The sequence below is a fragment of the Streptomyces sp. NBC_01717 genome, assembly GCF_036248255.1.
Lineage (GTDB): Bacteria > Actinomycetota > Actinomycetes > Streptomycetales > Streptomycetaceae > Streptomyces.
The window spans coordinates 5,146,345-5,172,102 of sequence record NZ_CP109178.1 but is presented as its reverse complement, the minus strand read 5'-3'; the positions used below and the strand labels follow the sequence as shown (position 1 = coordinate 5,172,102).

The window sequence follows — 25,758 nt, the reverse complement described above, 5'->3', positions numbered from 1 at the left end:
CTATCCGGAGCGGTGCGGTCACCGGTGGCCCCATCCGAACATATGGGCGCCCGGCGCCGGATGGGGCGGTGTTCGGGCGCCTGCGGCGGGCTTGTCGCCCACCGAAAAACGCCGGGCCCGGCACCTTGAGAGGTGCCGGGTCCTGTCGCTCACACGTGCTCGGCCGTCAGCCGAGTGCCGTCAGTCCTCGGCGGGGGACGCCGCAGTCGCCTTCTTGGCCACGGCCTTCTTCGCCGTCGTCGCCTTCTTTGCGGTCGTCGTCTTCTTCGCCGCGGTCTTCTTGGCCGCCGTCGCCGTCGTCTTCTTCGCCGTCGCCTTCTTCGCGGCCGTCTTCTTCGCCGGGGCCTTCTTCGCCGTCTTCTTCTTGGCGGGTCCCTTGGCGCGCTTCTCCGCGAGGAGCTCGTAGCCGCGCTCCGGCGTGATGTCCTCGACGCTGTCGTCGGTGCGCAGCGTGGCGTTCGTCTCGCCGTCGGTGACGTACGCACCGAAGCGCCCGTCCTTGACGACGACCGGAGCACCGCTCACCGGGTCGGTGCCCAGCTCCTTCAGCGGGGGCTTGGCGGCGGCCCGTCCGCGCTGCTTCGGCTGGGCGTAGATCGCGAGGGCCTCTTCGAGCGTGATGTCGAAGAGCTGGTCCTCGGAGGTGAGCGAACGCGAGTCCGTGCCCTTCTTCAGGTACGGGCCGTAGCGGCCGTTCTGCGCGGTGATCTCGACGCCCTCGGCGTCCTCGCCGACGACCCGCGGCAGCGACATCAGCCTGAGCGCGTCGGCCAGCGTCACCGTGTCCAGCGACATCGACTTGAAGAGCGACGCGGTCCGCGGCTTCACCGCGTTCTTGCCGGTCTTCGGCGTCCCCTCGGGCAGCACCTCGGTGACGTACGGGCCGTACCGGCCGTCCTTCGCGATGATCTGGTTCCCGGTCACCGGGTCCGCGCCGAGCTCGTAGTCGCCGCTCGGCTTGGCCAGCAGCTCCTCCGCGTACTCGACGGACAGCTCGTCGGGCGCCAGGTCCTCCTGCACATCCGCGCGCTGGTGGCCTTCGGCGTCCTTCTCACCGCGCTCGATGTACGGGCCGTACCGCCCGACGCGGAGCGTGATGTCGTTGCCGACGGGGAAGGAGGAGATCTCCCGGGCGTCGATCGCGCCGAGGTCGGTGACGAGCTCCTTCAGACCGCCGAGGTGGTCGCCGTCGCCGTTGCCCGCGGCGGAGGCCGCGCCGCTGACGGCGTCGTCGCCCTCGCCGAAGTAGAAGCGCCTCAGCCACGGCACGGACTGGGCCTCGCCCCGCGCGATGCGGTCGAGGTCGTCCTCCATCCGCGCGGTGAAGTCGTAGTCGACGAGCCGGCCGAAGTGCTTCTCCAGCAGGTTGACCACGGCGAAGGAGAGGAACGACGGGACGAGCGCCGTGCCCTTCTTGAAGACATAGCCGCGGTCGAGGATGGTGCCGATGATCGAGGCGTACGTCGAGGGACGGCCGATCTCGCGCTCTTCCAGCTCCTTGACCAGCGAGGCCTCGGTGTAACGGGCCGGCGGCTTGGTCGCGTGGCCGTCGGCCGAGATCTCCTCGGCGGACAGCGCGTCGCCCTCGGCTACCTGCGGCAGCCGCCGCTCACGGTCGTCGAGCTCGGCGTTCGGGTCGTCGGCGCCTTCGACGTACGCCTTCATGAAACCGTGGAAGGTGATCGTCTTGCCGGACGCGGAGAACTCGGCGTCCCGGCCGTCGCTCGCCCGGCCGGCGATCTTCACGGTGACGGAGTTGCCGACCGCGTCCTTCATCTGGGAGGCGACGGTCCTCTTCCAGATCAGTTCGTAGAGCCGGAACTGGTCGCCCGTGAGGCCGGTCTCGGCGGGCGTGCGGAAGCGGTCGCCGGAGGGACGGATCGCCTCGTGCGCCTCCTGCGCGTTCTTGACCTTCCCGGCGTACGTACGCGGCTTCTCCGGCAGGTAGTCGGCGCCGTACAACTGCGTGACCTGCGCCCTTGCCGCGGAGATCGCGGTGTCGGAGAGGGTCGTGGAGTCGGTACGCATGTACGTGATGAAGCCGTTCTCGTACAGCTTCTGCGCGACCTGCATGGTGGCCTTGGCCCCGAAGCCCAGCTTGCGGCTCGCCTCCTGCTGGAGGGTCGTCGTACGGAACGGGGCGTACGGGGAGCGACGGTACGGCTTCGACTCGACGGACCGTACGGCGAACGCGGAGTCGGCGAGCGCGGCGGCCAGGGCCCGGGCGTTCGTCTCGTCCAGGTGCAGCACCTGGCCGGAGCCGGACTTCAGCTGCCCGTCCGGACCGAAGTCGCGGCCCTGGGCGATCCGGCGGCCGTCGACCGCGTTCAGGCGGGCGGTCAGCGTCGACGGGTCGGAGGCGTCACCGGTCCGGCCGGTGGCGAACGTGCCGGTCAGGTCCCAGTACTCGGCGGAGCGGAAGGCGATGCGCTCGCGCTCCCGCTCGACGACGAGGCGGGTGGCGACGGACTGGACGCGGCCGGCCGACAGTCGCGGCATGACCTTCTTCCACAGGACCGGCGAGACCTCGTAGCCGTAGAGACGGTCGAGGATACGACGGGTCTCCTGGGCGTCGACCATGCGCTGATTGAGCTCGCGCGGGTTGGCCACCGCCTCCCGGATCGCGTCCTTGGTGATCTCGTGGAAGACCATCCGGTGGACCGGAACCTTCGGCTTGAGCACTTCCTGCAGGTGCCACGCGATGGCTTCGCCCTCGCGGTCCTCATCGGTGGCGAGGAAGAGTTCGTCGGACTCGGCCAGCAGCTGCTTGAGCTTCCTGACCTGTGCCTTCTTGTCCGCGTTGACGACGTAGACGGGCTGGAAGTCATGCTCGACGTCGACGCCGAGCCGACGGACCTCGCCGGTGTACTCGTCGGGCACCTCTGCGGCGCCGTTCGGCAGGTCGCGGATGTGCCCGACGCTCGCCTCGACGACGTATCCGGGGCCGAGGTAGCCCTTGATCGTCTTCGCCTTGGCAGGCGACTCGACGATGACGAGTCGGCGGCCGCCCTGTGCGGTCTCGCTGGTCGGGGACAACTTCGCTCTTCTCTCCGGTCGACACTCAGTGGGCATCCGGGCAGCGCGATGGCGCTGCCGACGGTGCTGTCGCTGCGGAGTGTGACGGTACAACCCGCCCCCGTGTCAAACGGCAAAAGCCCGCAACGGCCACTCGAACGGTAACCCGACTTCCGCCATTCCTGCCGCCCGAGTGCCCGTTACGCGGTGCGCACGGTCGCTGCCTGCGGGTTTCGGGGCCCGGTGGCCGCGCTGTGATCGCCGGGGGAGAGAGGCGCCGCCGCCGGGCGTGTTCCCGGGTCCGGACCCGGTGGCGGCACGGTCGGGGAGGCGGTGGGAGCCCGGTGGCGCCGGGCCGGGGAACGGATCAGATGTGAGTGAAGCACCACACGCCGAGGACGAGGAAAAGTACGCCGAACAAAGTGGCGAGTGCGGTGGAGACGACGGGGCTCACCCCGTGCGCGACCGGCGCGCGATGGACGATGCGCGCCCCCGTCCATACCAGCAGCGCGGCCCCGAACAGCGCGAACACCGTCCCGGCGAAGACCGCAGGTCCGCTCTCCATGTCCGTACGCCTCTCTGTCTGCCCCCGGCGCGGAGCCCGTGCCCCGCGTCGAGTCGTCTCGCCAGGGGAGGCTGCCACGCACGGGCGTCGTGGACACGAACCCCGGGTGAACTCCAGCACCCCGGCCCGTGGCGATGGTCGGCGGCGGTGCGCCCCGGCAGCGGCCGGTGCCGCGACCGCACCCGACGCCGCACCCGATGGCCGTGCGCGATGGCCGGATTCACATCACCCGGATTCACATCACATCGAGCGTCGCGCGTCGTCTGCTGCCGCGTTCGAAGAGCGCCAGCAGAACGACGGCGAGCACCGCATACCCGGCCCCCGTCGCCAGCTCGGCACCGAGCCGCCCCCGGTCGAGCCCACCGCCCGCGGACAACTGCCGGGCGGCCTCGACGGCGTGGGTCAGCGGGAGTACGTCCCCGAAGGCCCGCATCCACCCCGGCAGGGTCTCGCGCGGCACATTGGCCCCGGTGAGCAGAAGGAGGACGGAACTCGCCACGTTGGACACCAGGAACACATCGCGGAAACGCAGTCCGAGAGCCCCCAGGGCGAGCCCGAAGGCGGAGCATCCGGCCGCGGCGGCGACGAGCACTGCTCCGAGACCGGGCAGCGAGCCGACCGGAACCCGCAGTCCCAGCAGGAGGCAGGCGGCAGTGAGCGTGAAGACGCTGATGAGGAGGCCGTTCAGTACATAGGGCAGAGCGCGCCCGAACCAGAGCGGAGCCCGATGCCGAGGGCTCAGCAACACCGCTCCGAGGGTGCCGTAGCGGCGCTCGTTGGCGATGGCCATGGTGCCGCCGTAGACGCAGGCCGTGGAGGCGGCGACAACGGCGTTGCCCAGCAGGTAGAAGCGGTCGTCGGCGACACCCAGCTGTCGCCCCAGGAAGACGAAGAACAGCAGTTGAAGCAGCGGGCCGACCAGCAGTGTGCCGATGAACATGGGCGGCGTCGTCCAGTTGAACAGTGCCCGGTACGAGAGGGCACCACCGATCACGACGAGTCGCAGCGTGCGGACGATGCGTCGGGCGAGGTGAGCAATCCGGTGGAACATACGGCGAAACTCCTGGGCTTCAGGCGAGGGAGAGGGTGGCAGCGGCCCGCGCACGGCGCTCGACCCGCCCCAGGACGAGCACGGCGGCCAGCGCGTAGACCGCCCCTAGGGCGAGGGCGACGGCCATCGGGGTCAGTACCTCACCGACGGACGCATCACCCGATGTCGCCGCGTGCACGGCCCGCGAACCCCAAGTGGTCGGCAGCGCCCAGGAGACCGGACGCGTCCAGTCCGGGAGCACGGCGACCGGCACGAGCAGTCCGGACAGCAGCCACACGGGGGCGTCCAGCGGGTTGGCGAGCGCGTTGGCGTTGCGCAGCAGGACGAACGTGGCGGCGAGCAGCAGCCCCATCATCCCGAGCGACAGGACGCACACCGGTACGGCCACCAGAAAGAGCAGCGGGTGCGCGAAGTCGAGGGGCACGTCGAAGAGCACGACGCCCCAGACCACGGTCGCGCCCATGGCGTACGTACCGATGACGGCCGTGGCCAGGGTGATGGGCAGAAGGACGAGCGAGAGCGGTGTGGGCGAACTGACCAGCGTCTCCAGCGTGCCGAGCCAGCGCTGGTTCTGTACGGCTCCGCCCGACCCGAAGAGCACCGAGGACCAGATGCCCATCAGCCCCGCGCCGACGACTGCGGTGAGCGGCTGGCCGGGGTCGTCGGCGGCGCGGAAGAGGTAGACGGCGAGGGTCGCGTACACCAGGGGCACGAGGACGGCGAAGGTGATTTCGAGCGGTGAACGGCTCATGTACGAGACATGGGTCCGCACTCCGACGACGGTCAGGCGAAGGGCCCGCGACACAGTCATACCGAGGCCTCCTCGGACCGGCCGGCCGTCGCGGCGCGGGAGTCGTCGCCCGCGCTGCCGCCCGAGCCGGTGCCCGCGCCACCGGCCGTGCCGATCCCCGCCATCTCTGACTCCTCCGACTCCTCGGCCCGCTCGGCCCGCTCAGCCTCTTCGACGATCGCGATGTACGCGTCCTCCAGGGTGGGTTCACGGGTGACGACCCGTCCGATCCGGATCCCGTCGAGTGCCGCCAGGACCTGCGCGTGCAGCTCCGCCCCGCGTTCCGTCTGCACCATGACGGCCTGCCGGCTACCGCGGTCCTCGGCCGCCACCCCGCGCACTGCCGGCAGTTCCCGGATGCGATCGAGGTGCTCGTCTGCAGCCCCGTACGCCTCGATCTCGAGGATGTCGCGCTCCTGCACCCGGGACTTGAGCCGGTCCGGGGTGCCGAGCGCCCGGATCGTGCCGCCCGCGATCACCGCGATCCGGTCGCACAATTCGTCGGCCTCGGCCATGTAATGGGTGGTGAGCAGGACGGTGGTGCCACCGGTCCGCAGATCGGCGACCGTACGGCGCAGATCGCGCGCCGCCACCGGGTCGACACCGATGGACGGCTCGTCGAGGAAGAGGACATCGGGCTTGTGCAGCAGACCGCGGGCGATGTGCAGACGCTGCCTCATCCCGCGCGAGTAGCCCTCGACACGCTCCCTCTCCCGGCCGGCCAGGCCGACCAGGTCGAGGAGTTCGGCGATCCGGCGTTTCTGCTCGCGTGGCTCGACCCCGTACAGCTCGGCGAAGTAGCGCAGGTTGTCGAGAGCGGAGAGCCGGTCGTACAGGCCCCGGTCGCCACCGAAGACGTAACCGATCCTGCGGCGTACGGCCACGGGGTCGGACGCCACGTCGTGGCCGAGGACACGAGCCGTGCCGGAGGTGGGCAGCAGCAGGGTGTTGAGCATCTTGATGGTCGTGGTCTTGCCCGCGCCGTTGGGGCCGAGCAGCCCGAACAGCTCGCCGCGCGCGACCTCGAAACTGACGCCACGCACGGCCTCGGTCGTGGTGCGGCGGGGGCGCAGAAAGCCGGTGCGGCTGGTGTAGGTGCGGCGGAGATTCTTCGCCTCGATCGCAAGCATGGCGGGGACGCTAGGCCCGCCCGTACGGCGCCCGCCATCAATTCGGTGGCTGCCGAATCGTCGTTCACGTCCCGGTCCGGTGGTCCGGTCAGGACACGGCGCGCAGCACGTCCTCGCCCGACAGCAGCGCGAGCAGCGCCCGGCCGGTGTCGGTGAGCTGGTAGTAGACGCTGCGTCCGACCCGATGGCGGGTGACGACGTCTGCGTCGGCGAGGACGGACAGATGTTCCGAGACCGTACTCGGTGCGAGGCCGAGCCGGTCGGCTATCCCTGCCGTGGTGAGCGGTCCACCGAGCTGGCGCAGCACCGATGCCCGGCCCCGTCCGAGCAGCACACCGAGCCGGTCGGTGGCCTCCGGCCCGGTCGCGGCCCGCTCGCGCAGCGCGCCCGCGCCCCGGGCCTGGAAGGAGACGGCGAGGACCTCGGGATCGTCCGTGGAGTAGAGCCGGCAGCCCTCGGCGAAGACGAGCGGCACGAGCAGGAGCCGCCGCTCGCCCGCCCGGTACTCGGCGTCGATGTGCTTCGTCAGTTCAAGGACGGGCGGCGTCCACCTGGCCCGTGCCTCCAGCCCGGCGAAGAGCGCGTCGATCCCTTCGGTCGCGAAGGTCCGGGCCCGGATGAGGACTTCGTCCTCGACCAGGCGGCGCATGGTCGGCCACTGCTGCTCCAGTGCGCCTTCCCAGTACGCGAGGTACGCATCGGCGAGTGCGGCGCAGGCCGCCGCGGGGTCGTCCAGGTAGGGGCGGATCCGGGGATGGTCCTCCAGCCCCCGATAGTGCTCCTCGACCCCGGCCCGCACGACCTCGGGCGGCGTCGCCCGGATGGTGTCCAGCTCCGTCTCGATGGAAGAGGCCCCGACCGGAACCGGAAGCAGGAAGTCCGGGAAGTTCGCCGGGCCGTCGACCAGCAGCTGAAGTGCCGCGGTCCGGTCGTCCTCACGCAGCACCTCGCGGGCCCGTACGGCCCACTCCTCGAACGGCCAGGAGGGCGTGCGGTGCGGCCGGGCCAGATGCAGGCTGCAGAAGGCGTCCCACAGCGGGCTGATGGCGATCCGGGTCGCGCCGAGCGTCGCCTCGTCCAGCTCGATCCGGATCATCGCGCCCTCACCGTCCCCTCCGGCCTCATCGAATCTCCCCGCCCGTCGACGTGCACCCGGTCAGGCCTGCCCCGCCGGTTCCAGGAACCCTTCCCCCACCAGCAGCCGGATCGCCTGCGGAGTGCGGTCGCGCAGCAGCACCGGGTCCTCGTTCATCAACTGGGCGATCGCGTCGAGGATCCGGCCCGCGGGCAGCGTCCCGTCACAGACGCCCGCGAAACCCGCGCCGACCGCGTCGACCTTCGTCGCGCGCCGCATGCCGCGGTTCTGACGCAGCACCACATGCTCGGGGTCCTCCGCGCCGGGCAGCCCGACCTGCTCCTGCATCACCTCCGGCGCCAGCGTGAAGTGATCGGCGAGGAGAGCCGCGTCGTCGTGGGTCCGCAGGTAGTCCTGTAGCGCGAAGTGGGCCTCCACCGCCTCGCCGAGCGGCTGCTCCACCGGATGCGGCCACTCCTCGATCACGATCGACGGGTCCTCCGCGGACGATCGCGACTTCCGCAGCGTGATCCAGCCGAAGCCGACACCCTTCGTCTTGCGGGCCTCGAACTCGTCGAGCCAGGCGTCGTACCGCGCGGCGTACTGCGCGGGGTCCGTACGGTGGTCGCCGCTGTCGCGCAGCCACAGCTCCGCGTACTGCGTGATGTCCTGCATCTCCCGCTGGACGATCCAGGCGTCGCAGCCGCGCGGCACCCAGGAACGCAGCCGGTCCTGCCACTCCTCGCCGTCGACGTGCTGCCAGTTGGCGAGGAAGTGTGCGTAACCCCCTTCGTTCAGCCGGTCGCCGGCCTGCTGCACCAGCGTCCGGCACAGCTCGTCGCCGCCCATGCCGCCGTCGCGGTACGTGAGGCGGGCGCCGGGCGAGATGACGAACGGCGGGTTGGAGACGATCAGGTCGTACGTCTCGGTGCCGACCGGCTCGAAGAGGGAACCCTCGCGCAGGTCGGCCGGGGTGGCACCGGACAGGGCGAGCGTCAACCGGGTGAAGACGAGGGCTCGGGGGTTGAGGTCCGTGGCCGTGACCCGGGTGGCGTGCTGCGAGGCGTGCAGCGCCTGGATGCCGGAGCCCGTACCGAGGTCGAGCGCGGATGCGACCGGCTTGCGCACGGTGATTCCGGCGAGCGTGGTGGACGCCCCGCCGACCCCCAGGACCACCCCCTCCTCGTGCGAACCGATGCCACCCGCGCCGCCGACGGCACAGCCCAGGTCGGAGACGATGAACCAGTCCTGGTCCTCGGGCCCGCTGTACGGCCGCACATCGACGGTGGCCCGTACCTCGTCGTCCTCCTGAACCACCCAGCCGTCCTCGATGCACTCGGCCAGCGGGAGCGCGGCCCGGGCCCGCTCGTACGGAACGGGGCGCTGAAGCAGGAAGAGCCGCACCAGCGTGTCGAGCGGGGCGTCACCCCGGGTGGCGCGGAGCGCCGGAACCGTCTCGCTGCGGGCGAGCGCGGCATAGGCGGGCGCGCCGAGCAGGTCGAGGAGCCCGTCGGCGGTGAAGGCGGCGGCAAGCAGGGCTTCGCGGAGCCGGGGCGAACGGTCGGACGCGGGGAGGCTGGTCGTACTCACCCGCCCATTGTGGCCGCTCCCGCCGACAACGGCACCGGCCCGGCAGCCACCTGGGCCGCCGGGCCGGTCGTACGGCTGCCGGTTACGACTTCTTGCTGGGCGAGGCGGACGGCGCGGGAGCGGTCGGCGCGACCGAAGCCTTCGGCTTCTGGCAGCCGGGCTGCTTGGCCATGGCGGTGCCGACCTCGCCGGACTGGAGCTTCCGCAGCGCCTCGTCACCGTTGTTGCTGATCTTGTTCAGCTCGTCGGCGATGCCCTTCAGACCGTCGGCAAACTTCGCCTGGTCCTTCGTGTTGAGCTCGTCGACCTTCTTCTGCAGGTTCGCGTACGCCACCGAGGAGGCGTTGAGCTCCTTCACGGCCTCCTTCTGCGTGGCCTCGCCGCCGTCGACCGGCGGCGCGCCCGCCGATTCCACCGCTGCGCCCAGGGCCTTGTACGCCTGCGAGATCTGCTGGAAGGCGGCCGAGTCCGTCTCCTGGACGTCGGCGGGCTTGCTGTTGTCGGCGGTCTGCTGCTGGATGGCGGCGTTGGCGTTCGCGATCTTCTGCAGCTGGGGCTTGACCTGGTCGCAGACCTTCTTGGCCCAGTCGTTGACCTTGTCGTCGCTGCTGCTGTCGTCGCTGCAGCCCGACAGCGCAAGTACGAGTACCGCACCGCCGGACAGTGCGGCTGCAAGCTTCTTGTTCACCGGATCGGTCCCTTCCAAGGCTCTCGGCCCCGGAACTTACACGCCGGAAGGCCTCCATCCGGGTGCCGGGCGTCCAGTGGGTGACCTTTTGCAGCCATTTGCACCAAGGGAAATGAGGGAGATACCACTCCTACGCGGACGGGTGAACAAGCCGAACAGACGAACGCTTCGAACAAATGAAGGGGCGTGCGGCACATCAGATGATGTGCCGCACGCCCCTTCATCCTTCGGCCGACTGCCGCCGGTGGGCTGACCAGCCGGCGATCAGCCGCTTCCTGCGGGCTGCCGCGCCGTTCCCGGCGCCCGCCTCATGAAACGGCCGCCGGATCGGTCGTCTCGGCGGTCCTGCCGCCGTCCTCGTCGTCGTCGCCGTCGTCGTCGCCGCCGCCGGAGTCACCCTCCTCGCCCACGGCGATCCCACGCCGCTTGGAGACATAGACCGCGCCGACGATGACCGCGATGGCGAGCACCGCCACCACCGTCCGCACACCCGCGCTCGCGTCCGCCCCGTAGCTGAACTGCACCACCGCGGGGGCGATGAGCAGCGCCACCAGGTTCATCACCTTGAGCAGCGGGTTGATCGCCGGTCCCGCCGTGTCCTTGAACGGGTCGCCGACCGTGTCGCCGATCACCGTCGCGGCGTGGGCATCGCTGCCCTTGCCGCCGTAATGACCGTCTTCCACCAGCTTCTTGGCGTTGTCCCAGGCGCCTCCGGAGTTGGCGAGGAAGACCGCCATCAGCGTCCCGGTGCCGATCGCGCCCGCGAGATACGAACCGAGTGCCCCGACGCCGAGGGTGAAGCCGACCGCGATCGGTGCGAGCACCGCGAGCAGTCCGGGCGTGGCGAGCTCCCGCAGTGCGTCCTTGGTGCAGATGTCGACGACGCGTCCGTACTCGGGCTTCTCGGTGTAGTTCATGATCCCGGGGTGCTCGCGGAACTGCCGCCGCACCTCGTAGACCACGGCCCCGGCGGACCGGGACACCGCGTTGATGGCCAGACCGGAGAAGAGGAAGACGACCGCAGCGCCGAGGATCAGCCCCACCAGGTTGTTGGGCTGCGAGATGTCGAGGCTCAGCCCCATCGCTCCGGCGCTGGCCCCGACGTCGTCGACCGCCGTGGCGATGGCGTCGCGGTACGAGCCGAACAGCGCCGACGCCGCGAGAACGGCGGTGGCGATGGCGATGCCCTTGGTGATCGCCTTGGTGGTGTTGCCGACGGCGTCCAGGTCGGTGAGGACCTGGGCACCGGCGCCGGTGACATCACCGGACATCTCGGCGATGCCCTGGGCGTTGTCGGAGACCGGACCGAAGGTGTCCATGGCCACGATCACCCCGACGGTGGTGAGCAGCCCGGTCCCGGCGAGGGCCACCGCGAACAGCGCCAGCATGATCGACGTACCGCCGAGCAGGAACGCCCCGTAGACACCGAGGCCGATCAGCAGCGCGGTGTAGACGGCGGACTCCAGACCGATGGAGATCCCGGCGAGCACAACGGTCGCCGGGCCGGTCAGCGAGGACTTGCCGATGTCCCGGACGGGGCGCCGGTTGGTCTCGGTGAAGTAGCCGGTGAGCTGCTGAATCAGCGCGGCCAGCACGATGCCGATGGCAACGGCGACCAAGGCGAAGATCCGCGGGTCGCCGCCGTGCGAGGTGATGGCGCGGTCGGTGACGCCGTCCAGATCGGCGTACGAGGACGGCAGATAGAGGAAGACGCCCACCGCCACCAGGACGAGCGAGATCACCGCGGAGATGAAGAAGCCACGGTTGATGGCGGTCATCCCGCTGCGGTCGGCGCGCCGCGGGGCGACCGCGAAGATCCCGATCATGGCGGTGATCACGCCGATCGCCGGCACGATCAGCGGGAAGGCCAGCCCGGCGTCGCCGAAGGCGGCCTTACCGAGGATCAGCGCGGCGACGAGGGTCACGGCGTACGACTCGAAGAGGTCGGCCGCCATGCCCGCGCAGTCGCCGACGTTGTCGCCCACGTTGTCGGCGATGGTGGCGGCGTTACGCGGGTCGTCCTCCGGGATGCCCTGCTCGACCTTGCCGACGAGGTCGGCACCGACGTCGGCGGCCTTGGTGAAGATGCCGCCGCCGACCCTCATGAACATGGCGATCAGCGCGGCACCGAGACCGAAGCCCTCCAGGACCTTGGGCGCGTCGGCGGCATAGACGAGGACCACGCAGGAGGCACCGAGCAGCCCGAGCCCCACCGTGATCATGCCGACTACGCCGCCCGTACGGAAAGCAATCTTCATCGCCCGGTGCGACACGGCGGTGAGATCTTTTTCCGGTTCACCCTCAGCGGGCGTCGCCTCACGGGCCGCGGCAGCCACTCGCACATTGCTGCGTACGGCAAGACGCATGCCGATGTATCCGGTGGCTGCCGAGAAAAGCGCACCCACCAGGAAGAACACTGAACGGCCCGCACGCTGCGACCAGTTGTCGGCCGGCAGCAGCAGGAGCAGGAAGAAGACCACGACGGCAAAGACGCCGACGGTCCGCAGCTGCCGGGCCAGATAGGCATTCGCGCCTTCCTGGACGGCTGCCGCGATCTCCTTCATGCGGTCGGTGCCCTCACCGGCCGCCAGCACCTGGCGTACCAGCAGCCTGGCAACGATCAGTGCGGCGACGGCCACGGCGGCGACGACGATCACGATGACGCGGTTGTCATCGGTCAGCACCGCGGCCGCGAGTGAGGTGGGCCGGTCGGAAAGTGCGGAAACTTCGGGCAGTTCTGCCAGTGGTGTGTTGAAGAACCCCGCCATACGTCCTCCTCGACGCTCAGCGCTCAAGACGTGGACGGATTGTAGGGAGCGGAACCTGATCAAAACAGTGCGCGGTAAATGTAATTGACCTTCTACACCAGATCGGCAAATGATCGCATTCTCGGATTGAGCCGAATGCAGTAATGGGGCAGACACATTTTCCGTTGATCATTGATCAAGAACAAATGAAAAAGGCCCTGCTCAGCAGGGCCTCGAAGAACGGATCAAGCGTTGCGCGCCGGGACGAGCCGACCGGCCGTCGCGCCTGCGGCGCCTCAGGGGGCCAGAGGTGCGGGCGTCTTCGGCCAGCTCATCCGGATCACTCCGCCGTCGGCCGCCGATCTGACTTCCACATCATCGACGAGGCCGCTGATGACCGCGAGACCCATCTCGTCCTCGCCGTCCGCGTCAACCTCGGTTTCCGGCACATCGAGCCCTCCACCGGGCGTGGCGCCGGGTGTCCCGGACGCCGTTGCGGACCCGGCTTCGCTGCCCGGGCCGGGCACCTCGTCGCCGACCTCGATGGAGAAGGACTTCTCCTCCTCGGTCAGGACGACCTTGATCGGAGCCGTGATGCCATGGCTGCGGTGCAGTCCGACAGCGCGGCTGCAGGCCTCACCGACGGCGAGTCTGACCTCGTCGAGCGCAGCCTCGTCGACCCCGGCCCGGCGCGCCACTGCGGCCGCCACGAGGCGGGCCGTTCTGACGTGTTCAGGCTGGGCGCTGAAGCGGAGTTCAACGGTGGCCATGCGATCCCCCTCAGACGTACGGGCGTGCATATCAAGGGCCCGGGCGTGCCCGCCCGGTACCCCTGCTCTCTTCCTCCGGAAGCCGACGGAGCCACCGGCCGACCAGCAGCCGACAGCTTGCCGCCGACACACCGGTCCGACCACCGGCCACCAGCAGCCGACGGCCCGGCCCGGCGGACCGACGACCCAATGGACCGCCTGTCCGCCGAACGGGCTGCCTGCCGGACCGGCCTTCGCCGATCCGGCCGCGGACCGACCTCAGTCGGTGGCCGCGACAGCCTCGTCGACCGTGGTGTGAATCGGAAACACCTTGGTCAGACCTGTGATCCGGAAGATCTTGAGAATGCGCTCCTGGTTGCAGACCAGGCGCAGCGAGCCCTCATGGGCCCGGACACGCTTCAGGCCGCCCACAAGCACGCCGAGGCCGGTGGAGTCGAGAAAGTCGACACCTTCCATGTCGACAACCAGGTGGTAGCTGCCGTCATTCACCAACTCGACCAACTGCTCGCGCAGCTTGGGCGCGGTATACACATCAATCTCGCCACCGACCTCGACGACCGTACGGTCGCCACCAGGGCCGGACACATTGCGAGTCGACAAGGACAGGTCCACGGATCCTCCAGCACCTTGCTATCGAGCGGTCGCCCCTCGGTCTCCCCGACGGAGCCAGGGGACGGATCGCCAGCCGCGATGGCATTCAATCACTTACCAGCAGCCATGCACGACGCCTTGGGACCATTGTCCGTCACGGCGGTGACACACTCGGTGCTGATGGCCAAGAATCACCACCCCAGTCGACCACCCGTGAGCGGGGACTCCCGCCCCTCTCCGGCAATGATCCTCCACCGGCTCGCCGCAGGGGCGGGCCGGTCCGCGCGCATCACTCATACGGAGCACTTGCCCCCGCGTACGGGAACCCATGCCATCTGGCCGGATCGCATCCGACCAGAAGTGATCACCGCCATCCAGAAAGCCGGTATCGACCACCCGTGGGCGCATCAGGCAGCCGCTGCGGAGCACGCCCTGGACGGCGAATCCGTCGTGATCGCCACCGGAACCGCCTCCGGCAAGTCGCTGGCCTACCTCGCCCCGGTCCTCAGCGCCCTGCTCGACGGCTCGGAGGCCCCCAACGGCCGCGGCGCGACCGCCCTGTATCTCGCACCCACCAAGGCCCTGGCCGCCGACCAACGGCGTTCGGTGAAGGAGCTTGCGGCGCCGCTCGCCAACGGGATCAGGCCGGCGGTCTACGACGGCGACACGCCGGTCGAGGAACGCGAGTGGGTACGTCAGTACGCCAACTACGTCCTGACCAACCCCGACATGCTGCACCGCGGGATTCTGCCGTCCCACCCCCGCTGGTCCTCCTTCCTGCGCGCCCTGCGCTTCGTCGTCATCGATGAGTGCCACACCTACCGCGGCGTCTTCGGCTCGCATGTCGCCCAGGTGGTGCGCCGGCTCCGCCGCCTCTGCGCCCGCTACGGAGCCGACCCGGTCTTCCTGCTCGCCTCGGCCACCGCGGCGCAGCCCTCGGTGGCCGCGGGCCGTCTCACCGGTCTTCCCGTCAGGGAGGTCGCCGACGACGCCTCGCCCCGCGGCGAAATGGTCTTCGCCCTGTGGGAGCCACCGCTGACCGAGCTGCACGGCGAGAAGGGCGCCCCCGTACGCCGTACGGCCACCGCCGAGACCGCCGACCTCCTCACCGATCTGACCGTCCAGGGCGTCCGCTCCGTCGCCTTCGTACGCTCCCGGCGCGGCGCCGAGCTCATCTCCGTCATCGCCAAGGAGCGGCTCGCCGAGGTGGACCGCTCACTGCCCGCCCGGGTCGCCGCCTACCGCGGGGGATACCTCCCCGAGGAACGCCGCGCCCTGGAGCGCGCCCTGCACTCCGGCCGGCTGCTGGGCCTGGCCGCCACCACCGCCCTCGAACTCGGCATCGATGTCTCGGGCCTGGATGCCGTCGTCATCGCCGGTTATCCCGGTACCAGGGCGTCGCTGTGGCAGCAGGCCGGCCGGGCCGGCCGCGCCGGGCAGGGCGCCCTGGCCATCCTGGTGGCCCGCGACGACCCGCTGGACACCTTCCTCGTCCACCACCCCGAGGCACTGTTCCAGCAGCCTGTGGAGTCGACCGTCCTCGACCCGGACAACCCGTACGTCCTCGCCCCCCACCTGTGCGCGGCGGCCGCGGAGCTTCCGCTCACCGAGACCGATCTCGAGCTGTTCGGGCCCGCCGTGCCCGAGCTGCTGCCGCAGCTGGAGGCCGCGAAACTGCTCCGCAAGCGGGCTTCGGGCTGGCACTGGACCCGCCGTGAGCGGGCCGCCGATCTCACCGACATCCGTGGCGAGGGCGGCCGTCCGGTCCAGATCGTCGAGGAGGGCACCGGCCGGCTGCTGGGCACAGTCGACGAATCGGCCGCACACACCGCCGTCCACGACGGAGCCGTCCACCTCCACCAGGGCCGCACCTATCTGGTCCGGAAACTGGATCTGGAGGACTCGGTCGCGCTGGTCGAGCAGGCCGACCCGCCGTACTCGACAACCGCCCGCGACACCACCTCCATCGCCGTCCTGGAGACCGACACCGAGATCCCGTGGGGTGACGGACGGCTCTGTTACGGCTCCGTAGAAGTCACCAACCAGGTCGTCTCCTTCCTGCGTCGCAAACTGATCACCGGCGAGGTCCTCGGCGAGACCAAGCTGGACCTGCCACCCCGCACGCTGCGCACCCGCGCCGTGTGGTGGACGGTCACCCAGGACCAGCTGGACGCCGCCCGCATCAATCCGGAGATCCTGGGCGGGGCGCTGCATGCCGCCGAGCACGCGTCGATCGGAATGCTGCCCCTCTTCGCCACCTGCGACCGCTGGGACATCGGCGGTGTCTCGGTGCCGCTCCATCCGGACACGCTGCTGCCGACCGTCTTCGTGTACGACGGCCACCCCGGCGGTGCCGGATTCGCCGAGCGGGCCTTCCACACCGCCCGTAGCTGGCTCACCGCCACCCGCCAGGCCATCGCTTCCTGCGAGTGCGAGGCGGGCTGCCCGTCCTGCATCCAGTCCCCCAAGTGCGGCAACGGCAACGATCCGCTGCACAAGCGAGGCGCCGTCCGCCTCCTCGGCGAACTCCTCAGGTCCGCCCCAGCCGATCCGGAAGAGCCGGGAGAGCCGGAGGGGCCGAGCCCGGTCCCGGAGCGGTCCACGGGGGGCCGGACGGACCCGGAACGGTCTCAGGAGGGCCCGCCCGGGACCTGACCGTCGGCGTGTACGGCCCGAACCGCACCCGGGCCGTCACATCGGCGATCTCCCCCTGCATCGCACACCGCACCACCACCGCCCCCTGAGCCCCGGCCACCTCCTCGGCCGCCCGGCACGCGGCCTCCGTCCCCCACAGGGCCCGGTCGGCGGCTGCCAGGGCCGCCAGGTCCGCCGCCCCACCGGCCCGGTGCCGGGCGACCACCACTTGTCCGAGCGCGAGCACGACCGCGAAGACCGCACACAGCGTGGCCGTGGTCATCGCCACCCACACGGTCGCCACTCCCCGATCCCCTCCCCCGCACCGCCGCGCCCCCGGGAAACACCGCACCCACCGAACCGGCCATGCCCGCCATGGCTGCCGGATCCGCCGCCGGGCCGCCTGGCCCGAGACGGCATCCTCCCTCGTCACGGCACCACCCCCACCGTGTCCTCGGCCAGCGCTGCCGCCTCCGCGCTCAGCGTGAGGGTCAGCGGGCCGGGTCCGGGTGTCGGCGCAGCGACCCGTACCCGCCACAGTTCCCCGGCCCGTTCCAGATCGACCCGAGCCCGGTCGGGTGCCGCCGAACGGGCGGCCGCGAGCACCTGCGCCTCCGGTTCGGAGCGGGCCGCCGCCCGAGCACCGGCCCTCGCCGCATCCACACACCGGATCTGGGCGGAGGCGGCCATCAGTGCCCAGACAAGCGCCAGGGCGAACAACGCCAGTACCGGAATCACCATGGCCGCCTCCGCCGTCACCGCGCCCCGGTCGCCTCCCCCTCCGCCGCCCCCGGCCTCGCCGCTCCCGCTCCCGGGAGGCCGCCTCTCAGAACTTCGCATCGAGCGCGTCCTTGAGAAGCGACTGCAGCGCCGACATGACAGGCGAACTGGTGACCACCTTGTAGAGCACCGCTGCGAACGCGCAGGCCGCAATCGTCCCCACCGCATATTCGGACGTCGTCATTCCGCCGTCCGAGCGGGCTCGGCGCACCATGCCCCGCACCCAGCTCCTGATTCGCTGTGCCATTTCAACCCCCGAGAATGGTTCGAATTAATTCGGATGAATACCTATTGCCGCTCTTGTCTCAACCGGTGTGCAGCAGCCCGGTCGCCAGGCCGATGACCACGGGCGCCACCCCGACCGCGAGAAAGGCGGGCAGGAAACAGAGCCCCACCGGCGCCGTGATCAGCACGCCGGCCCGCTGGGCGCGCGCCACGGCCGCACTCGACCGTTCCGCCCGCATCGCCTCGGCCAGGCGGGAGACCGGCTCCGCCGCGGGAGCCCCCGTCGAGCCCGCCCGTTCCAGACAGCGAGCCAGTGCGCCGGCGCCTGGTATCTCACCGAACCTCCCCCAGGAGACGGCCGGTTCGCCGCCCAGCCGGATCTCCGCCGCCGTCCGCGCCAGCCGTTCGCCGACCGGACCGCCGAGCGACTCCCCCACCGCCTCGGCCGCCTCACACGGCCCGGCTCCGGCTGAGATGCAGGCCGCCAGCAGATCGGCTGCCAGCGGGAGCTGTTGTGCGGTCTCCGCCAGCTCCGCCGCGGGCACACCTGGTCTGCTCCGATGGCGCGTCCGCTGCCACCGCCAGGTGCCGTAGGCGGCCGCCAGTCCGGCCGCGCACCCCACCGGACCACCGACCAGAATCCAGCCGGTCACCACAGCGCCCAGCGGCGCGGCCAGATCCCTGACCCGGGCCCCGCCCACCGACCACCTGTGCCGCCGCTTCCCTGGGTCGACCGCCAGCAGCAACGCGCCCCGGCGAAGCACCGCCCGCTCCCGCCGCCGTCCGGCCAGGGCGAGAGCCGGATACGCGACCGCGCCCAGGACCACCCCCAGCAGACCCACCCCGTGGACAAGGTGCACAACCTCGCCTGCCACCCGGCTCACGCGGCTTCCCCCGCCCGCACGATCCGGCCGGCCCAGAGAAGACCGGCCGTCTCCAGCAGGCCGCCGACCGCCAGGCACACCAACCCGGCCGGACCGTGCAGGAGCACCCGCAACGGGTCGGCCCCGAGCGCCGCGCCCAGCCCCAGACCCAGCACCGGCAGCAGCGCCAGCACGGCCACCGTCGACCAGGCACCCGCCAGCTGCGCCCGTAACTCCTCCCGCCGGCGCCGCTCGGCCCGCAGCGCTCCCTCCAAACGGGCCAGACCGGCCGCCAGCCCGGCCCCTCCGTCCACCGCAACCCGCCAGCACGCCGCCACCCCGGCGAGCCCTTGCAGGCCCGGCTCACGCGCCGCCTGCCCGAGCGCCGCCGGCACATCGCCGCCGAACCGTGCAGCAGCCGACACGGCGGCCTCCGCGGCACCCATCGCGCCGGTGCCGCGCACGGCGGCCAACAGCGCCTGCCCAGGCTCGTGCCCGGCCCGCAGCTCACCCACCACCGCCGCGCACAGCGCCACCACCGCGTCGGCCCGGCGCTCCCGCTCCCGCCGCCCGGCACGTTTGCTCAGCCACCGCCGCACCAGCGGCACCGCCACCACTCCGGCGACCACCGGCAGCAGGGACTCCCCCAGCACGGCAAGCACCAGCGCCACCGGCAGACAGAGCCACTCCCTGCGCCCCCGGAACATCCCGCCACACCGCTCCAGGCCCCGCTCCCAGCAGCTCCGCGGCCCCGGCTCACCCACCCCGTCGACGAACAACACCCCGGCCCGCCGCGGCCCTTGGTCCTGCCCCGCCGCCAGCCAGGCAGCCGCCCCTGCGCACACGGCCATCGTGAACGTCGCGTACTCCGCCGCCCCCGCCGACGACCCACCGGTCACATCACACCCCCGATCAGCGACCGCAGCCGCTCCCAGCCGCGCTCCCGGACGAAACCGTCGGCGCCCCAGCGCAGCGCGGGCACCGTCACCACCAGACCGGCCGCATCCCGCTCCAGCACATGCACCTCGGCGATCTTTCGCAGCCCGGCCCGGTCCCGTACGAGATGGACCACCACCGAAAGCGCCGCCGCCAACTGACTGTGCAGCGCGACCCGGTCGAGTCCGGCCGCCGTGCCGAGGGCCTCCAGACGGGCGGGGACATGCTCGGCGGCGTTCGCATGGACCGTGCCGCAACCGCCCTCATGGCCCGTGTTCAGCGCGGCCAGCAACTCCGTCACCTCGGAACCACGCACCTCCCCCACCACCAGCCGGTCCGGCCGCATCCGCAGCGCCTGACGCACCAGGTCCTGCAGGGTTACCCGGCCCGCCCCCTCCTGATTGGCAGGACGCGACTCCAGGCGCACCACGTGCGGGTGGTCCGGCCGCAGCTCGGCCGAGTCCTCGGCGAGCACGATCCGCTCCCGCTCCCCGACGGCGCCCAGCAGGCTCGACAGCAGCGTGGTCTTCCCCGCGCCCGTGCCGCCACTGATCAGATACGAGACCCGGGCCTCCACCAGCGCCCGCAACACCCGGTCCCCGCCCGGCGGTACGGTCCCCGCCGCAACCAGCTCCGCCAGCGAGAAGGCCCTGGGGCGCACCACTCGCAGCGACAGACACGTGGAGCCGACGGACACCGGCGGCAGCACCGCGTGCATCCGCGTCCCGTCCGGCAGCCGGGCGTCCACCCAGGGCCGGGCATCGTCCAGCCGCCTCCCGGCAACCGCGGCGAGCCGCTGCGCCAGCCTGCGCACTGCCGGAGCGTCCCGGAAGGTCACCCCGGTGAGTTCGAGCCCGCCGCCCCGGTCCACCCACACCCGGTCCGGCGCGGACACCAGCACGTCCGTGACCGCGGGATCGGCGAGCAGCGGTTCCAGCACCCCGGTGCCGACCAGTTCGCCGCGCAACTTCTCCGCGGCTCCGAGCACTTCGGCATCTCCGAGCAGCCTCCCCTGGGCGCGCAGCGCGGCCGCAACCCCGGCCGGGGTGGGTGCGGCGCCGCTCTGCGCCAGCCGCTGCCGCACGGCGTCGAGCAGTGCGTCGGTCATGACACCGCTCCCCCGGCGACGCCTCCGGCAAGCGCCCGCTCCCAGAAGGCCGTACAGAACCTGGCCAGCGGGGAGCGGGCGCTGCCGCCGGGCGGCGTCCCACCGTCCTGAGCGGCGAGCAGCCCGGGCTCCAGCGGGAGTTCACCGGCGAGTGGCAGCCCCAGCGCATGCGCCACCCAGCGCTCGTCCAGACCCGCCGCGTACGGGCCGCGCGCCATCACCCTCAGATCACCCAGGACCATCCCGGCCATCGACGCCACCCGCTTGGCCGCCGCGACCGCTCGCAACTCGCCGGGGACGACCAGCAGCCCGAGGTCCAGCTGGGCAAGCGCCTCGGCCACCGACTCGTCGACCCGGCGCGGCAGATCGACGACCACCACCCCACCGAGCCTGCGCGCGGCCGCCAGCACCGCCGCCATGGCCTGCGGCGGAACGACCACCCAGTCGTCGCGGCCCCAGCTGAGCACGCGCAACCCGTGCAATGCGGGCAGCGACTCCTCCAGGGCGCCACCGCCCACCCGCCCTTTGGAATGGGCGAAATCCGGCCATCTCATCCCCTCGGCGCGCTCGCCGCCGAGCAGCACATCGATGCCGCCACCCAGCGGATCTCCGTCGATCAGCATGGTCCGCCGCCCGCTCCTGGCCGCGGCCACGGCCAGCGCGCAGGCCAGTGTCGACGCGCCGGCTCCGCCCCGTCCGCCGATCACTCCGACGGTGAGCGCGGGCCTGCCCACACCCTCCGCCGCATTGGCGATCTGATCGACGAGCCAGCTCTCCGCGTCGGGCAACCGCAGCACATATTCCGCCCCGATCTCCACGCCCTGCCGCCAGACCTCCGGAGCGTCCTGGTCGCGCCCCACGAGCATCACGCCCTGTCTGCGCGCGGCTCCACGGCATCGCGGAGCCGCGTCGTCGCCCACCAGAACCATCGGAGCGCGCTCCCAGCCGCCTCTGCCTTCGGGCAGCGTGTGGTGAACCTCCGGCTCCGCTCCGGCGGCCGCGCACAGCCGCAGCAGATCGTCGAGCAGCTCCACATCCTCGGTCACGATCAGCGGTCCGCCGCTCCGCTCTTCGGCGACCGGCAGACGACCCCGTGCGATGGATTCGGCCACGATCTCCGCCCCCTTCTCCCTGCACCTTCACCGCGGTTTCGCGGCGATCTCGGAGCCTTCCGAGATCGGCGATATCCAGAACCCGCGGACTTCGCGGGTGGAATCACCGTGCAACGCTTCGGGAAATCGTGTGGATCTTGCTCAAAAACTGTGGACAACTCCACCGCTGTGAATATCTCCGTCACCCATACCGGCGACTTCCGGAGAGCAGCACTTCCGCTACACACTGTGACGAGTCATGGTGGTGCGAGAGCGCAGAAAAACGGGCCGTCGCGGCCGGGAAGGAGACAGAATGCTTGATTCCGAGCGCCGGAAATGGGTCCGGACATGCGACGACCCCCGCCGGGGGGGAGAGCGGGGGTCGTCCCCACGGCCGACTCGGGGGGGGAGGAGTCGGACCGGGTTAGCACGGTCGCGAACGATCCGTGACTTCCATGGTGTACCCGAGAGCCTTCTCAGGCAAACCCACGCGCCAGAGTTTACGCCGAATGGTGGGCCCCTATGCTCTGCCTTGTGGAAAACCACTCCTTGCCGCGCACAGCAGCCTTCTTCGACCTGGACAAGACGGTCATTGCGAAGTCCTCGACTCTGACCTTCAGCAAGTCCTTCTACCAAGGCGGACTGATCAACCGCCGTGCCGTACTGCGTACCGCGTACGCACAGTTCGTGTTCCTCGCCGGGGGCGCCGATCACGACCAGATGGAGCGGATGCGCGAATATCTCTCCGCGCTCTGCAAGGGCTGGAACGTCCAGCAGGTGAAGGAAATCGTCGCCGAGACCTTGCACGATCTGATCGACCCCATCATCTACGACGAGGCGGCGACCCTCATCGAGGAGCACCACACCGCTGGACGCGATGTCGTCATCGTTTCCACCTCGGGTGCAGAAGTCGTCGAGCCGATCGGCGAGCTGCTGGGCGCCGACCGGGTCGTCGCCACCCGAATGGTCGTCGGCGACGACGGCTGTTTCACCGGCGAGGTGGAGTACTACGCATACGGGCCGACGAAGGCTGAGGCGGTCCAGGCACTCGCCGTATCGGAGGGGTACGACCTCTCGCGCTGTTACGCCTACAGCGATTCCGCGACCGATGTACCGATGCTGGAGTCCGTCGGCCACCCGCACGCGGTCAACCCGGACCGCGCGCTGCGGCGTGAAGCCGCGCTCCGGGAATGGCCGATTCTCGTCTTCGACCGCCCGGTTCGGCTCAAGCAGCGGCTGCCCACGTTCTCGATGCCACCCCGCCCGGCGCTCGTCGCCGCCGCAGCGGTGGGCGCAGCAGCCGTCACCGCAGGACTCGTCTGGTACACCTCGCGCCGGCGCGCGGCCGCGACAACCGCCTGACACTCCGCACCTGCGTCCGCACAGCGGGAGTCCTCAGCCTGCGCCGCGCGAAGGCCGAGGTCTCCCGGGTCACCACCCCGGCCGCTGTCCGGAGCCTGCCTCCGGACAGCGGCCCGTTCCGCGCCCGACGGCTCCTTCGCATGCCGGATTCCGGCCCCGACCAGCATGTTCGGATCATCCATATTTGAACCCAAAAGTAAAGAAGCATGGCCAGCACTACCGCTTACCCCAGGTGTGGAGTACAAAGGAGTCAACGGCCCGCGAGACCAAGGACATCCGAGAGGATTACCTGTAACGCAGAGAAGGCCCCACGGACCGAGCATGAAAACCGAGCACCCACGCGACGTCGACCCGTCGATTACGGGCCAGCCGCACCAGGTGACGGGCTGAGTTCCCGACCTGATGGGCATTTATCGAGGACGCATGGTAACTGGGTGGACGTGCCAGCGGCGGTACCGAGGACGGTACCGCCGCAACCCTTTGATCGGGCAGTGAAGTCAGCAGTCGGGCCGGGGAGTTGGGTGGCCGAGCTGACCGACGGACCCCGGGCGGACGCTAAGCGGCCCCGCGCTGCAGCGCCTCACAGACGGCCGTCGACTCCCTGACGCCGAGTTCCACCGCGCGCCCGCAGTGCGCGATCCAGGCGGCCATACCCTCCGGCGTCCCCGACAGATAACCCTCGAACGCCGCGACGTACGCCGCCCGGCCCTGTTCCGCATGGCCGACCTCGGCGGGGCAGATGGACTTCGGGTCCAGCCCGCTCCCGATCAGCACGATCCGTTCGGCGGTCCGCGCGACCAGCCCGTTGTACGAACCGAAGGGGCGCAGCGCCAGTAGTTCGCCGTGCACGACCGCGGCCGTCACCAGCGCGGGCGCCGCACTGCCCGCAAGGATCAGTCCGGAGAGACCTTCCAGCCGCCCGGCGACCTCGTCCGCGCTCGGCAGCGGCGCTTCGATCAGCGGCTCGTCCACCGGCTCGCCCGCCAGCCGAGGCCGGCCGACCGCGTCGTCGGGCGCGGCCCCGCCGGCCGCCACCAGGTGCAGCCGGGCAAGGACCCGCAGCGGCGACTGCCGCCAGATGGAGAGCAGTTGACCTGCTTCCGCGGTGAGCCGGAGGGCGGCTCCGATCACCTGCGCCTCGTCGTCACCGCTGAAGTCGGTGCGCCGACGCACCTCCTCCAGGTTCCAGTCGGCGCCGGAGAGCGCGGCGGAGCCACGGGCGCCGCGCAGCGCCGCCTCCCCGGTGACCTCGTTGCTGCGGCGCCGCATGACTCGGTGGCCGTAGACACGGTCGACGGCCTTGCGTACGGAGTCCACCGCGTCGGCGACCCCCGGCAGGGCGCCCAGGGCGGCGAGCGGGTCTGGGGCAGTCGTACTCATAGGTAGCGAGGCTACGCGCCCCCTACACCCATACCGCCCCGGAGTGGCCTTCTTCACGAAGTTCGACAGCGGAGCGCAGTTATGCAGCTACTCTAGGTGAACATGAAGATCGCTTTCGTAGGGAAGGGCGGCAGCGGCAAGACCACGCTGTCCTCGCTCTTCATTCGTCACCTTGCCGCCAATGAAGCCCATGTGGTCGCGGTGGACGCCGACATCAACCAGCACCTGGGGGCCGCACTCGGCCTCGATGACGAGGAGGCGGCGGCGCTGCCCGCCATGGGGGCGCAGCTGCCGCTGATCAAGGAGTATCTACGAGGCAGCAACTCCCGTATCGCCTCCGTCGAGACGATGATCAAGACGACTCCGCCCGGCGAGGGCTCGCGGCTGCTCCGCGTCCGCGAGGACAACCCGGTCTACGACGCGTGCGCCCGCACGATCACGCTGGACGACGGGGACATCCGGCTGATGGCCACCGGACCGTTCACCGAATCGGATCTGGGGGTGGCGTGCTACCACTCCAAGGTCGGCGCGGTCGAGCTCTGCCTCAACCATCTCGTCGACGGTCCCGACGACTACGTGGTCGTCGACATGACCGCGGGCTCGGACTCCTTCGCGTCGGGAATGTTCACCCGCTTCGACATGACGTTCCTGGTTGCCGAGCCGACCCGCAAGGGCGTTTCGGTCTACCGCCAGTACAAGGAGTACGCACGGGACTTCGGGGTCGCTCTGAAGGTCGTCGGCAACAAGGTGCAGGGTCAGGACGACCTGGACTTCCTGCGGGCCGAGGTCGGCGACGACCTGCTGGTCGGCGTCGGTCACTCCGACTGGGTGCGGGCGATGGAAAAGGGCCGACCGGCCCGCTTCGAGCTGCTGGAGGCGGACAACCGGATGGCTCTTCAGGCCCTGCAGGACGCGGCGGAGGATTCGTACGGGCAACGCGACTGGGAGCGCTACACGCGGCAGATGGTGCACTTCCATCTGAAGAACGCAGAGAGCTGGGGCAACGAAAAGACGGGCGCCGACCTGGCTGCTCAGGTCGACCCCTCCTTCGTGCTCGACGAGCGGAACACGCGGGCCGGCGCCGCTCAGCCCGTGTGAGCAGGTTGCGACGCCCCGCCCCCTCGATCGCCCGGGCCCTTGATCCGCCCGGCCCCTGATCTGCGATCCAACCGGTCGCCCACGACTCGGCGACCGGCGCGGTGACGGGGCCGGACACCCCCTCGCGCCGCATCCGCTTCCCGTCGGGCTCGTCCGGGGCCCGGGGGCGAGGCAGGCAGCCCCTCCCCACCCCACGGTGTCTCGCCGATGCCGCGTACACCCTCACCCGTACCGTCCCGGGAGAACACCACGCACTGCGGCGGCTTCTG

The 25,758-nt window shown here is 70.8% G+C and carries 21 protein-coding genes and 1 pseudogene; 3 read left to right on the top strand and 19 right to left on the bottom strand.

The features are described 5' to 3' along the window. Positions 1 to 180: 180 nt before the first annotated feature. From topA to OHB49_RS23380, 11 genes are all read right to left on the bottom strand, one after another. A complete protein-coding gene (topA, locus tag OHB49_RS23430) occupies positions 181 to 3,036 on the bottom strand; it encodes a type I DNA topoisomerase (protein WP_329162725.1) in 2,856 nt (951 codons plus the stop codon). A 346-nt stretch (positions 3,037 to 3,382) separates the two neighbouring features. Further along, positions 3,383 to 3,580 (bottom strand): hypothetical protein, encoded by a 198-nt coding sequence (locus tag OHB49_RS23425; RefSeq protein ID WP_329162723.1) that lies wholly within the window; start codon positions 3,578 to 3,580, stop codon positions 3,383 to 3,385. A 235-nt stretch (positions 3,581 to 3,815) separates the two neighbouring features. Then, a complete protein-coding gene (locus OHB49_RS23420) occupies positions 3,816 to 4,631 on the bottom strand; it encodes an ABC transporter permease (protein WP_329162721.1) in 816 nt (271 codons plus the stop codon). 19 nt (positions 4,632 to 4,650) lie between these two features. Further along, positions 4,651 to 5,442 (bottom strand): ABC transporter permease, encoded by a 792-nt coding sequence (locus OHB49_RS23415; protein WP_329162719.1) that lies wholly within the window; start codon positions 5,440 to 5,442, stop codon positions 4,651 to 4,653. Further along, the gene (locus OHB49_RS23410) at positions 5,439 to 6,551 is read right to left on the bottom strand and encodes an ABC transporter ATP-binding protein (protein ID WP_329162717.1); all 1,113 of its coding nucleotides are present in this window, start codon (positions 6,549 to 6,551) and stop codon (positions 5,439 to 5,441) included. Before OHB49_RS23410 ends, OHB49_RS23415 begins: the two co-directional genes overlap by 4 nt. Positions 6,552 to 6,639: 88 nt before the next feature. Then, a complete protein-coding gene (locus OHB49_RS23405) occupies positions 6,640 to 7,647 on the bottom strand; it encodes a helix-turn-helix domain-containing protein (protein ID WP_329162715.1) in 1,008 nt (335 codons plus the stop codon). A 60-nt stretch (positions 7,648 to 7,707) separates the two neighbouring features. Next, positions 7,708 to 9,216: a class I SAM-dependent methyltransferase gene (locus OHB49_RS23400; RefSeq protein WP_329162713.1), complete on the bottom strand. Its 1,509-nt coding sequence runs from the start codon at positions 9,214 to 9,216 to the stop codon at positions 7,708 to 7,710. Positions 9,217 to 9,298: 82 nt separating this feature from the next. Next, the gene (locus tag OHB49_RS23395; RefSeq protein ID WP_030972233.1) at positions 9,299 to 9,904 is read right to left on the bottom strand and encodes a hypothetical protein; all 606 of its coding nucleotides are present in this window, start codon (positions 9,902 to 9,904) and stop codon (positions 9,299 to 9,301) included. A 308-nt stretch (positions 9,905 to 10,212) separates the two neighbouring features. Continuing rightward, a complete protein-coding gene (locus OHB49_RS23390; RefSeq protein WP_329162710.1) occupies positions 10,213 to 12,672 on the bottom strand; it encodes a sodium-translocating pyrophosphatase in 2,460 nt (819 codons plus the stop codon). Positions 12,673 to 12,947: 275 nt separating this feature from the next. Next, on the bottom strand, positions 12,948 to 13,421 hold the full coding sequence (locus OHB49_RS23385) for an ATP-binding protein (protein WP_329162708.1): 474 nt from the start codon (positions 13,419 to 13,421) through the stop codon (positions 12,948 to 12,950). A 258-nt stretch (positions 13,422 to 13,679) separates the two neighbouring features. Further along, a complete protein-coding gene (locus OHB49_RS23380) occupies positions 13,680 to 14,033 on the bottom strand; it encodes an STAS domain-containing protein (protein WP_003967428.1) in 354 nt (117 codons plus the stop codon). A 78-nt stretch (positions 14,034 to 14,111) separates the two neighbouring features. Here OHB49_RS23380 and OHB49_RS23375 point away from each other — a divergent pair, with 78 nt between their 5' ends. Further along, complete coding sequence (locus tag OHB49_RS23375; protein ID WP_329162706.1) at positions 14,112 to 16,667, top strand: DEAD/DEAH box helicase; 2,556 nt, start codon at positions 14,112 to 14,114, stop codon at positions 16,665 to 16,667. Positions 16,668 to 16,707: 40 nt separating this feature from the next. On the opposite strand, the pseudogene OHB49_RS23370 reads toward OHB49_RS23375, so the two are convergent. From OHB49_RS23370 to ssd, 7 genes and pseudogenes are all read right to left on the bottom strand, one after another. Beyond that, positions 16,708 to 16,929: pseudogene (locus OHB49_RS23370) on the bottom strand (Rv3654c family TadE-like protein); the annotation flags it as partial. Between the two features lie 146 nt (positions 16,930 to 17,075). Beyond that, positions 17,076 to 17,486 (bottom strand): TadE family type IV pilus minor pilin, encoded by a 411-nt coding sequence (locus OHB49_RS23365; protein ID WP_329162705.1) that lies wholly within the window; start codon positions 17,484 to 17,486, stop codon positions 17,076 to 17,078. Further along, entirely contained in the window at positions 17,473 to 17,673 is a 201-nt protein-coding gene (locus tag OHB49_RS23360; RefSeq protein ID WP_329162703.1) for a DUF4244 domain-containing protein, read from the bottom strand. Before OHB49_RS23360 ends, OHB49_RS23365 begins: the two co-directional genes overlap by 14 nt. Before the next feature lie 58 nt (positions 17,674 to 17,731). Continuing rightward, positions 17,732 to 18,535, bottom strand: a complete 804-nt coding sequence (locus OHB49_RS23355; RefSeq protein WP_329162701.1) for a type II secretion system F family protein — start codon at positions 18,533 to 18,535, stop codon at positions 17,732 to 17,734. Continuing rightward, positions 18,532 to 19,413: a type II secretion system F family protein gene (locus OHB49_RS23350; RefSeq protein ID WP_392752982.1), complete on the bottom strand. Its 882-nt coding sequence runs from the start codon at positions 19,411 to 19,413 to the stop codon at positions 18,532 to 18,534. The genes OHB49_RS23355 and OHB49_RS23350 overlap by 4 nt, the downstream gene beginning before the upstream one ends. Continuing rightward, a complete protein-coding gene (locus tag OHB49_RS23345; protein ID WP_329162699.1) occupies positions 19,410 to 20,558 on the bottom strand; it encodes a TadA family conjugal transfer-associated ATPase in 1,149 nt (382 codons plus the stop codon). The genes OHB49_RS23350 and OHB49_RS23345 overlap by 4 nt, the downstream gene beginning before the upstream one ends. Continuing rightward, positions 20,555 to 21,604, bottom strand: a complete 1,050-nt coding sequence (ssd, locus tag OHB49_RS23340) for a septum site-determining protein Ssd (protein WP_329166591.1) — start codon at positions 21,602 to 21,604, stop codon at positions 20,555 to 20,557. The genes OHB49_RS23345 and ssd overlap by 4 nt, the downstream gene beginning before the upstream one ends. 567 nt (positions 21,605 to 22,171) lie before the next feature. On the opposite strand from ssd, the gene OHB49_RS23335 reads away from it, so the two are divergent. Continuing rightward, positions 22,172 to 23,011, top strand: a complete 840-nt coding sequence (locus OHB49_RS23335; protein WP_030972213.1) for an HAD family hydrolase — start codon at positions 22,172 to 22,174, stop codon at positions 23,009 to 23,011. A gap of 555 nt (positions 23,012 to 23,566) precedes the next feature. On the opposite strand, the gene OHB49_RS23330 is transcribed toward OHB49_RS23335, so the two are convergent. Further along, complete coding sequence (locus OHB49_RS23330) at positions 23,567 to 24,391, bottom strand: oxidoreductase (protein WP_329162698.1); 825 nt, start codon at positions 24,389 to 24,391, stop codon at positions 23,567 to 23,569. 102 nt (positions 24,392 to 24,493) lie between these two features. On the opposite strand from OHB49_RS23330, the gene OHB49_RS23325 reads away from it, so the two are divergent. Next, positions 24,494 to 25,489 carry an ATP-binding protein gene (locus tag OHB49_RS23325; protein ID WP_030972209.1) on the top strand — a complete coding sequence of 332 codons (996 nt, stop codon included), beginning with the start codon at positions 24,494 to 24,496 and terminating at the stop codon, positions 25,487 to 25,489. Positions 25,490 to 25,758: the final 269 nt, after the last annotated feature.

Coding starts and splice junctions, on each gene's coding strand:
- OHB49_RS23425 (WP_329162723.1), bottom strand. CDS start 3,580: ATGGAGAGCGGACCTGCGGTCTTCGCCGGGACGGTGTTCGCGCTGTTC.
- OHB49_RS23420 (WP_329162721.1), bottom strand. CDS start 4,631: ATGTTCCACCGGATTGCTCACCTCGCCCGACGCATCGTCCGCACGCTG.
- OHB49_RS23415 (WP_329162719.1), bottom strand. CDS start 5,442: ATGACTGTGTCGCGGGCCCTTCGCCTGACCGTCGTCGGAGTGCGGACC.
- OHB49_RS23410 (WP_329162717.1), bottom strand. CDS start 6,551: ATGCTTGCGATCGAGGCGAAGAATCTCCGCCGCACCTACACCAGCCGC.
- OHB49_RS23405 (WP_329162715.1), bottom strand. CDS start 7,647: ATGATCCGGATCGAGCTGGACGAGGCGACGCTCGGCGCGACCCGGATC.
- OHB49_RS23390 (WP_329162710.1), bottom strand. CDS start 12,672: ATGGCGGGGTTCTTCAACACACCACTGGCAGAACTGCCCGAAGTTTCC.
- OHB49_RS23385 (WP_329162708.1), bottom strand. CDS start 13,421: ATGGCCACCGTTGAACTCCGCTTCAGCGCCCAGCCTGAACACGTCAGA.
- OHB49_RS23375 (WP_329162706.1), top strand. CDS start 14,112: ATGGCATTCAATCACTTACCAGCAGCCATGCACGACGCCTTGGGACCA.
- OHB49_RS23365 (WP_329162705.1), bottom strand. CDS start 17,486: ATGCGAAGTTCTGAGAGGCGGCCTCCCGGGAGCGGGAGCGGCGAGGCC.
- OHB49_RS23360 (WP_329162703.1), bottom strand. CDS start 17,673: ATGGCACAGCGAATCAGGAGCTGGGTGCGGGGCATGGTGCGCCGAGCC.
- OHB49_RS23345 (WP_329162699.1), bottom strand. CDS start 20,558: ATGACCGACGCACTGCTCGACGCCGTGCGGCAGCGGCTGGCGCAGAGC.
- OHB49_RS23335 (WP_030972213.1), top strand. CDS start 22,172: ATGCTCTGCCTTGTGGAAAACCACTCCTTGCCGCGCACAGCAGCCTTC.
- OHB49_RS23330 (WP_329162698.1), bottom strand. CDS start 24,391: ATGAGTACGACTGCCCCAGACCCGCTCGCCGCCCTGGGCGCCCTGCCG.
- OHB49_RS23325 (WP_030972209.1), top strand. CDS start 24,494: ATGAAGATCGCTTTCGTAGGGAAGGGCGGCAGCGGCAAGACCACGCTG.